We start from the raw sequence: 9,115 nt of genomic DNA on the forward strand, positions 1-9,115 counted from the left end.
TTCTGCCGGGCTTTGAAATGAATGCTTTAAGCAATTATCTGGTCATCACAAAGGTACCACGCACGCTGTATGTACGTTGTGCGCCTTCGGCAATGATCCGGTAGAAGTAGGAGCCAGCGCCATGCAGGTCAGCCCGCTGGATGGTGAGCTGCTGTGTGCCGGCCTGCTGGTTGGCATCGAGCAGGGTAGCAACTTCCTGACCCAGGTTGTTATATACAACCACCTTAACCTTGCTGTCCACCGGCAGGGTGTACTGCAAAGTAGCGGCATTGCTGGCGGGGTTGGGGAAGATGCTGTGCATCAGGCTTGCGCTGAGTTCGCCATTGCCCGAACCGGTTTCGATAAAGGCGGTTTTCAGCGTAACAGCCTCGATGTTCAGATTGGTCGAAACAAACTCGGTCATGGGCAGCAGCTCAAACAAAGGCGTACCGGCATGTACATCAGCCAGCAGACGTACCCTGAGGGTAGCGATGGCCTGTCCCTGATTGATGCTGAAGCCGTTGACTTCAACTTTGCTCATTCTCACTTCACCGGCCTTGGTGTCGATGTAGTGAACCGGGAATCCTTCGACGCTGATGAGCTCGATGAGCTGCTTGTTGTATTTCAGGCCCAGACCAGCTGCGCCAAGCATCAGGTTGCGGTCGGCCACAACCGGAAGCACAATTTCATCGCCTTTCGAAGCGCTGATTACGCCTTCGAAGGCCAGGCTGGCATTGCTCTTGCTGTTGCCGCTGATGTTGTGCGAAGCATTCAGGTCACCGGTAGGTACGAGGTAAACGTTATACACGTTCAGCCCATCCTGGAGGCCTGTGAGCGTAGCTTCATAATACACGCCCGAAGCTACCGAACCTGCCTGGTACACACCAAACGGAGTGAATACCGAGCTTGGTGCCTGCGGATACGCCTTGGCCGCATGGTTTTCCAGACGCACGGTTGCAAGCTGGAAGTCGTGTGTGCCACCGGGCAGCGGGTGATAGGTTGGGTCGTTCACAATGCGGTACTGCAACAAGAGGCCATCCAGACCGGTCAGGTCGCCTGAGCTGTTAAGGTCGGCTACTTTGGTGAACAAGGCTGTATAATCGGGAACTGCAACGGGTGCAATCCACGGCAGGCTGGTCAGCACCGGATTGCCTGCACCCATGAATCCAAGGATAAGGGCGTCGATCGAGCTGAGGCCGCCCCAGTTGTTCCACATCCAGGAGGTGCCCAGGAAGGTCTGGTTGGCCTGCTCCCAAACACGCAGGGTGTAGGTCTTGGCCGACTCGGCACCAATGAACTCAAAGTAGGAGTCGAGGTTATTCTCGAAGTTGTAGCTAACCAGCTGCCTGTCGCTAACCGGTTGACCGCCTTCGAACAGCTGTACGTAGAATACGCTGCGGTTGTTGGGCGAGGGAACCACGGTTTCTGCGGCATTGAACAGCTTGATCTGGCCGGCAATCTTGGCTGTCGAGCTGAAGGTTGCCGTGAGCAGTTCGTAGCACTCGGTGATGGTGAAACTAAATGCGGGGCTGGTCGAAACCACCACGCCGTTTTTGTCCTTCCAGTTCACAAATTCCCAGCCCGGGGTGGGTGTAGCAACCACCGGAACCTGGGTACCAAAGGCGTAGTTGCCGCCGCCACTTACTGTACCACCGCGGGTGGGGTTGGCTGCAAGTTCGAGCAGCGGGGGTTCCACATTCATGGTGATGGCGTTCGAAGTAGCCACTGGCTGAACAGCACAGGCATGGTTGGAGGTCATCACTACGGTAACCACATCGCCATTGGCTGGGGTGTAGGTGAATACCGCACTATTGGTGCCGGCATCGTTGCCGTTCACTTTCCACTGGTAGCTTGGGTTCTGGCCGCCATTTACCGGCATGGCTGTGAAGGTAACAGGAGTACCGGTACATACGGTGGTGGCGCTGGCGCTGATGCTCACACCTGCAATCAGGTTGCCAGTCACATTGACCACGATCGGATTCGAAGTGGCTGGGTTGTTGAGTGCGCAACCTATGCTCGAAGTGAGGACTACAGTTACTATATCACCATTGACTGGTACATAGGTGAACGTAGCGCTGTTGGTGCCGGCATTCACTCCATTGACTTTCCATTGGTAGCTGGGTGCCAGGCCGCCGTTGACCGGAGTGGCCTGGAAGGTTGCCGGAGCGCCGATGCAGATCTCCGGTGTAACCTGGCTGATGGTAACACTCACCGGCAGGTCGTTCTGCAGGGTAAGGGTCATGCTGCTGCTCATCGAACACTGGCTACCGGGATCTCCGGTGATGGTGAGTACGACAGAGCCGTTGGCAATATCCTGTGAACCAGGTGTATAGACAGGGTTAACAATGTTGGGATTGCTGAAAGTACCATTGCCGCTGGTAGTCCAGAGCACGGTGGTATAGTTGGATGCGGTAGCAGCCACAATCGGGAACGATTCGGATGTGCACACCGCTCCGTCGCCGCCTGCATTAACCACAGGCGAGCTGATCATGGTAAGTGTGGCATTGACATAGGTGAATTCATAGTTGTTGCTTGCTCCACCCGACAGGGTAATCGGATAGGTTCCGGCAGGACCGCCCGCAACAGCTGTGGTGCTTGCTACCGGCTGTGCATCAAGATTCTCCGGACCTTCACCAGTTACAAATCCACTGTAGCTGAATGTGAGTTCAGGCAGGGGTTGATTCTGACAAACCGTCTTATTGTCAGCTGTCACGGTGAGTTGTTTTTTATTGATGGTAAGCGTAGCCTGAACACGGGCGCTTTCGCAACCTGTTGCGGTGTTTTTGCTTACTGCCCATGCGGTGTAGATTCCGGCATTGGTGGCCAAAGGTGCGGTAGTTACATTGCCGCCTGTGGCTGCGTCGTACCAAACAAGGTCGGTACCGGCAGCAGGTGTAGCTGTAACTGTGTGCAGCATACCATTATAAGTTACCGTAACATTACCCACCGTGGGTGCGGGTATGGCTGCCGGCTGGGTGAGGGTTACCGAGTTGGACACCTGGACGTTGTTGGCGTCAAATACTGTGTAAGTATAGGTGCCAGCTGCCAGACCTGTGAGGTTCTGATCGGTTGAGGTGAAACCATCGGGGCCAAACCAGAGGAAATTGTAAGGAGGCACTCCGCCAATGACTTCAAGGCTGATCGAGCCATCGTTCGATTCGAAGCAGCTCAGGTTTTGTGATGTAGCTGTTACGCTCATGCCGGCAGCAACGAGCACATTATCCACATACCAGTAGTCAAAGTTATAGTGGTCGCCATCAATAACCCATGCAACATAAGTGGTTCCACCCACATTGTTGAGGATGGTTGTGCTAACAAGTTCTGGTCCGACATTGGTTCCGGTTTGTATCGACCAACCTTCATCGGTCCAGTTGATACCATCAGGGCTCGATTGGATTTTGACTACGGGCCAGGGTGTGGAAGAAAATGCATCGTAGAAGTGTCTGAATTGCAGTGTAATCTGCGATTCGCCTGTGGTATTGAATGCAGGGCTGATAAGCCGCGACACACCGACGCCACTCTGATAGGTTGCCTTCATTTCCCAGGCTTGTCCACCGGCAAGACTGGTATTGGAAGTGGCCCAACGGTTCGAGGTGAGCGCACCGCTATAGGTTTGTGTCCAGCAAGGTGGAATGGCGCTTCCGTCGAAGTTCTGGACGTAAGGAATTGGCAGGGTGGTGCAAAGTGTACTCACACTCACTTCGTTGCTAAGGCCCTGACCCTGCGGATAAACAGCGGCTACAGCATAGAAATAGATGCTTGCACCGGCAGTCGTTTCATCAAGGTAACTTGTGCCGGAAACATTAAACTGTGTGTCGTAATTACCGGTTGAGGTTCCGCGGTAAACCACATATCCGGTCGGATTTTTACCCTCGGCTGCCTCACCGCTTGCAATAATTGCTGGGGCTTCATAGCTGAGGCCGATGGATTCGGGTTTAACATCTGAAGTTCTTTGCATCACCTCCGAAACAGGCAGGTACATCAACGCAGGATTGGCATCGCCCGATTTGAGCACAAGCTCGCCTTTGGAGGCAATATTCATGTAAGCACGCATCATGAAGTTGTTGGCCACATTGTTCCAGGCTGTTCCACTGTTGTTGGTCCACTGACTGCGGCCATAGCTTGGGCTGTTATCCGTTCCTACGAATGGCCCGACAGAGCTTCCGGCAGGCCACTGTGTCACAATGTAATAGGTCTGACCTGCGGTGACGTTGAGAGGTGTGGTCAACGGCAAAATAACCCATTCGCCGGTAGTTGAGGTAACAGGCACGTTGCTGAAAGCCTGAATGGGTGCACCCAGATTAGGTTTGCCGGCATCGTCCGGACATAGCATGATATTTTCCCATCCGGTAGGCGCGCCTGTATTTACTCTCGTCAGTACAGCAATGTGCGTGAGCTGGCCATTTTGTGGAATGGTTATTTTCACGTTGAACATATGTGTTGTCGCCGAGGGGTCTGCCACCCAGAACCAGCTTTCGGCAGTATTGTCATCGTATCTGATTTCGTTTGCAGGGAAGATGGGTGCCTGCCAGTTCAACTGTACATGGGTTGGCGCTACAGGTGTAGCCGTGAGGTTTTGCGGACTGTGCACATAACCACGGCCTGTGAGCGGCGCCGTCCATGTGCCATTGTTCTCAACAACCTGCAACTGGGCGTTCTTCTGGCCGGGTGTGGTGGGTTTGAAAACTACACTCACCGTGGCTGTGCCATTAGCAGGAATAGTAAGTGGATAAGTATTGGCATCCTGCTTCATAAACTGGTCCGCATTGGTGCCGGTTATGTTTACAGAGCTGACAGTGATGGCCGTGTTACGGTTGTTAGTTAGGGTAAACTGAATTGGGGCAGACTGCATTCCTGTATAAATATCACGGAAGTCGGCCTGTTCAGGTGTGAACTGGAATGCCGGTTGTTCTTCGATGCGCACATTATCCACGGCAATGTAGTCAACGTCGGCCACCGAGTAGGCATGCCAGCCAAAATAGTGCGGTCCGGTGGTTGTGGGAGTGAAGTTGATGATTTGTTCCTGATAGGTCGGAATAATCATATTGGGGTTGTTCCAAAGCACGGTTCCAGAGCTGATTGCAGACAGGGTGTTGCTACCCGCTACTGTCACTTTCATCTTTTCAGGTGTACCGGCCCAACCGGGAGCTCTGACATAAAAACGGATCAGATAGGGCTGTCCGGCAGTGAGTTGAATACCAGGAGAAACCATCCATTCGTTCTTGGGTAAAGTAGCATGGTAAAATACACCAACAAAATTTGGAGGTGTAACATTACCTATGGTTGTGTTGTTGCTGATGGTCCAGGGACGTGCATCAGAACCGGTATTGGATGCATAGCTTGTCCAGCCCGAAGGCAGTGTGGTGCCTGTAGGAGAAGCATCAAAATTTTGTAAGTAAGGCGTGCCAAACAGGGTGGTTGCATTGGCGTCGACAAAGGTTGTTGAATAAACGGGGCCTGCGGCAACCGACCACACCCTGTAGAAGTATTGAGTTGCGGGACTTAAACCCGTCTGGGGATAAAGTCCGGAGGCCAGACCTGCATAGTGTACGGTGCCGCCACCGGGGATTTGAGCTCCGGGGGTGTAGGTGCCCGAAGGGATGCCAAAGGTGTTTGAAGTGTTCCAGGCGACAAGGATGGCATTGTTGTTTGCATTGGGGGTAACAGTGAATGCCATGGTGGTGGAGCCTGTTGGGGTGGCTGTAAACGATGCCGGCGCTGCAGGAGCAGTAGTGATGTTTCCTGTGAGCGGCGAAGTGGTGCGGTACACCGGACCGGTACAGGTCTCCGACAGGTTGTAAGCAAACACAAAGAAGAAGTATTGCGTGCCACCATCCAGACCTGTGGCGTTGAATTCTGTCAGGTTGCCCTGATAGACAACGGTGCCATCACCAATGGCATCACCTGGAGCATAAAGGGTGTTATTGGTGGGGGTTCCACCCAGGTTGTTGGTGGTGTGGCGAACAACCAGGTAGCCATTGGCAGATGGAGAGGCCGTGAAAGTGCCGCTCACACTGTTGCTGGTGGCTGTCAGGTTGAGGGCTGTGGGCTGGGCGCCGGGAACAGTACAAGGCGGGGGAACCAATTCGATGATGATGTCATCCAGATAGAGATAAAACTGATTAGCTATTGAATATGCCTGAAAACCAAAGTAATAGACTCCTCTGGTGGATGGTGTGAAAATAACCAAGTTGTTTTGTGCCGTTGCCTGGTTGATGTTGGGATGGTCGGCAAGCTCATTTGTCATTGCAGTAGGATTGGGTGCTGTGCCATAGGCCACTTTCATTTTTTCTGTGTAGGTGGTTGAGTTGTTCCCGTATTTGTAACGGATGCGGTACTCGGTCCCGGCTGTTAAATTGATTCCCTGGGTGAAAAACCAGGTATTAGCTGGGTTACTGGCATTATAGGCATAACGGAGTACTTTGGAGTTAAAACCATTGGCAGATACTGCTGCTGTGGCCCACAAATTACCGCTTCCGGCCTGAACAACCTGTGTACATGCAGGAATAGCCGGGGGGGTAACGCTCTCGAAATCCTGAACGTAGGGTATGTTGGTTGCATCACAAGGCGTGCTGAAAGTTGTCGGCCCTGCCCAGTTGCTAAAGTCTGAACCGCCACAAGCCGAGCGAACGTATAAATTGTAGGTCTCTCCACCGGTGAGTCCGGTTACGCTCGCGGTCGTAACTCCCGCTCCTGTACTTCCACTTGCTACCAAACCGGTAGCCCCGCTTCCACCGGCGCCGGAGGTGCGTACTTCCCATTCATACCCGTTGGCCGGTGGCGTGGTAGGTGCAGTCCATCCGATATTGGCTGTGGTTGGGCTGGTGGGTGTGGCAGTGAGCGCTGTGGGTGGAAAACATGTAGGAGGTGCATCAAGGTTGAAGTTATCAAATCCAAGGTAGTAATCGCCACTGGTCCAGTTTCCGGTTATGCGGAATACTACAGTTTGACCTGTTAGCCCAGTTAGGGGATAGGATAATGGCTGCCATCCAGCCACACCGTTGTTAGTTACTGTAGCCAGATTGTTCCAGCTTGAACCAAAATTTGTGCTGTATTCGATAACAAAGTTGCCAGATCCAATTGCTGGAGGATCATTTGGAGCCGAGTAATTTGCTAATTTGTAATCAAAACTAAAAATCATGCCATCTGTCAAGGGTCCAATAGGGACCAACGTGAAAACGCCACTTGTAGCAGAGCTCCATAAATTTTTGTAAATACTATTTCCGGGATTGCCACCAATTGCTGCTGTGGAGCCAATAAGCCAGCCAGTAGTATTCCAACACGCTGGAACTGTGGTGGTGCTGAAACCTTCAAAAAATGGCGGAGCTACTGGGCTGCATGGCGTGCTGAAAGTTGTCGGCCCTGCCCAGTTGCTAAAGTCTAAACCGCCACAAGCCGAGCGCACATATAAATTATATGTCTCACCCCCGGTGAGTCCGGTTACGCTGGCGGTCGTAACTCCCGCTCCTGTACTTCCATTTGCTACCAAACCGGTAGCCCCGCTTCCACCGGCGCCGGAGGTGCGTACTTCCCATTCATACCCGTTGGCTGGAGGTGCGGTAGGTGCAGTCCATCCGATATCGGCGGTGGTTGGGCTGGTGGGTGTGGCAGTGAGCGCTGTGGGTGGCAGACAGGAGGGGGGGGCTGGCGGGGTGAAGGTAAAAGTTAAGCCACTTGGAGGAAAAACTGTTGAGCTGAGCGTCATAGTATTTGATACTCCTGTTCCTGCTGTAGTGCTGCTCCAGTCTGTGGTTGTCGTGCGATTGTGAAAATTTGTAGCAGTTGTTGCCGGTGCACCTCTCAAACCAACTTGAGCAGTGGTTGAGGTACCAGTGGTCATTGTTCCATAAATAAACTCAATTACATTAGTTGTTTCATGTAATCTGATCTGAAAGTTGAACGACTGCCCAGAACCACCATAATTCCGGAAGTTTTTCCATTGCATAACAAGCTGCCTGTTCGGTGCTGTGCCAATGGTTTCATACCGAAGCTCGGCACCTGTTTGTGCCTGAAGGTCACGCGCAAAAGGAACAATCCGGCTTACGAGCAGCGCTGGAGTTATTGTGGTGGTGCTGCCTATTGGTGTATAACTACTAGAAGTAGAGATATTAACCGCTGGGGTCAAAGATGAATTGCCTAGACTGATCCAACCGTTGGCATTGATCGCAAAACGATCGAAGGTGTTTCCATCAAATACAAAATCAAATCCAATGGGCAATCCTACACCTGTTAAGGTGGTTCCACCCAAAGGAACACTGGGGTCAACAAATCGTTGGTCGTCAGTAGAAGTATTACCGAGAAGTGTACCGCCACTTATTTCAGTGTAAGTTCCAGTGGCGCTTGAGAATGTGTAGTTAGCAACCTGCCCGATGAGTGTATTTCCATATAAATACACTAACATTGTCAGAAGTAGCGTTCTTTTCATGATTTTGGTTGTTAAGTGATTATAATGCTTGTCTTTTTCTTTTGTTGGCTAAGATCGTCGGTGTGTTTTGAATGTAAATGGGGCAATCACCTCCCCTGCCTAGGGTGGCATTTGACTGCGCCGGTTTGGATTGCTTTTCATACAGAATATGTTGGTTAATGTTTCAATCAGTTGATATTGAGTAGTTTGCTTAGGTCTGACAAGGTACCTTCCTGCATCAAACCGCCTTCATTGTAAACCTGGTTAAGATGCAGCAATAATACAAAAATATCACGCAATTGTTAAGTTTGCGCTTTTTTAACATGGGCTTGTTCAAAATTTTTTCTGCCTTTGGCTGGCTCAACAGGCACTTAAACTTTCCCGGTGCTTGATGGTTTGGATAGATGTTTTTGTGCATTGATCCCAACCTCTAACTAAAGATATTGAAAATCAATTGCCTAAGTTAAGTCAGTAAATTCACACCCTTTTTCGGCCGAAATCCGGCCATTTGCGGTAAACACCTTTCTACTTTGCTTTGGATTTTTCTCCCTGATAATTCCGTTGGGCCTAAGATAACCATTGAAAACCACAACAACCAGGACAACCACAAACAACAACGACAACCACCGACAACCACGACAACAATGACAACCACCGTCAACCTCCCGTAACCCGTAACTCGCTTCCCCGTCACCCACAACATGGCTTTATTTTCTTGTTCTTTTGCTGGCC

1 protein-coding gene is annotated in these 9,115 nt (G+C 51.5%); it reads right to left on the reverse strand.

All coding sequences use genetic code 11. From position 1 onward, the window contains the following. Window positions 1-34 precede the first annotated feature (34 nt). Window positions 35-7,684: a choice-of-anchor J domain-containing protein gene (locus IPM52_00810; GenBank protein ID MBK9290168.1), complete on the reverse strand. Its 7,650-nt coding sequence runs from the start codon at window positions 7,682-7,684 to the stop codon at window positions 35-37. Window positions 7,685-9,115: the final 1,431 nt, after the last annotated feature.

The sequence above is a fragment of the Bacteroidota bacterium genome, from assembly GCA_016715945.1.
Classification (GTDB): Bacteria; Bacteroidota; Bacteroidia; order Bacteroidales; family F082; genus JALNZU01.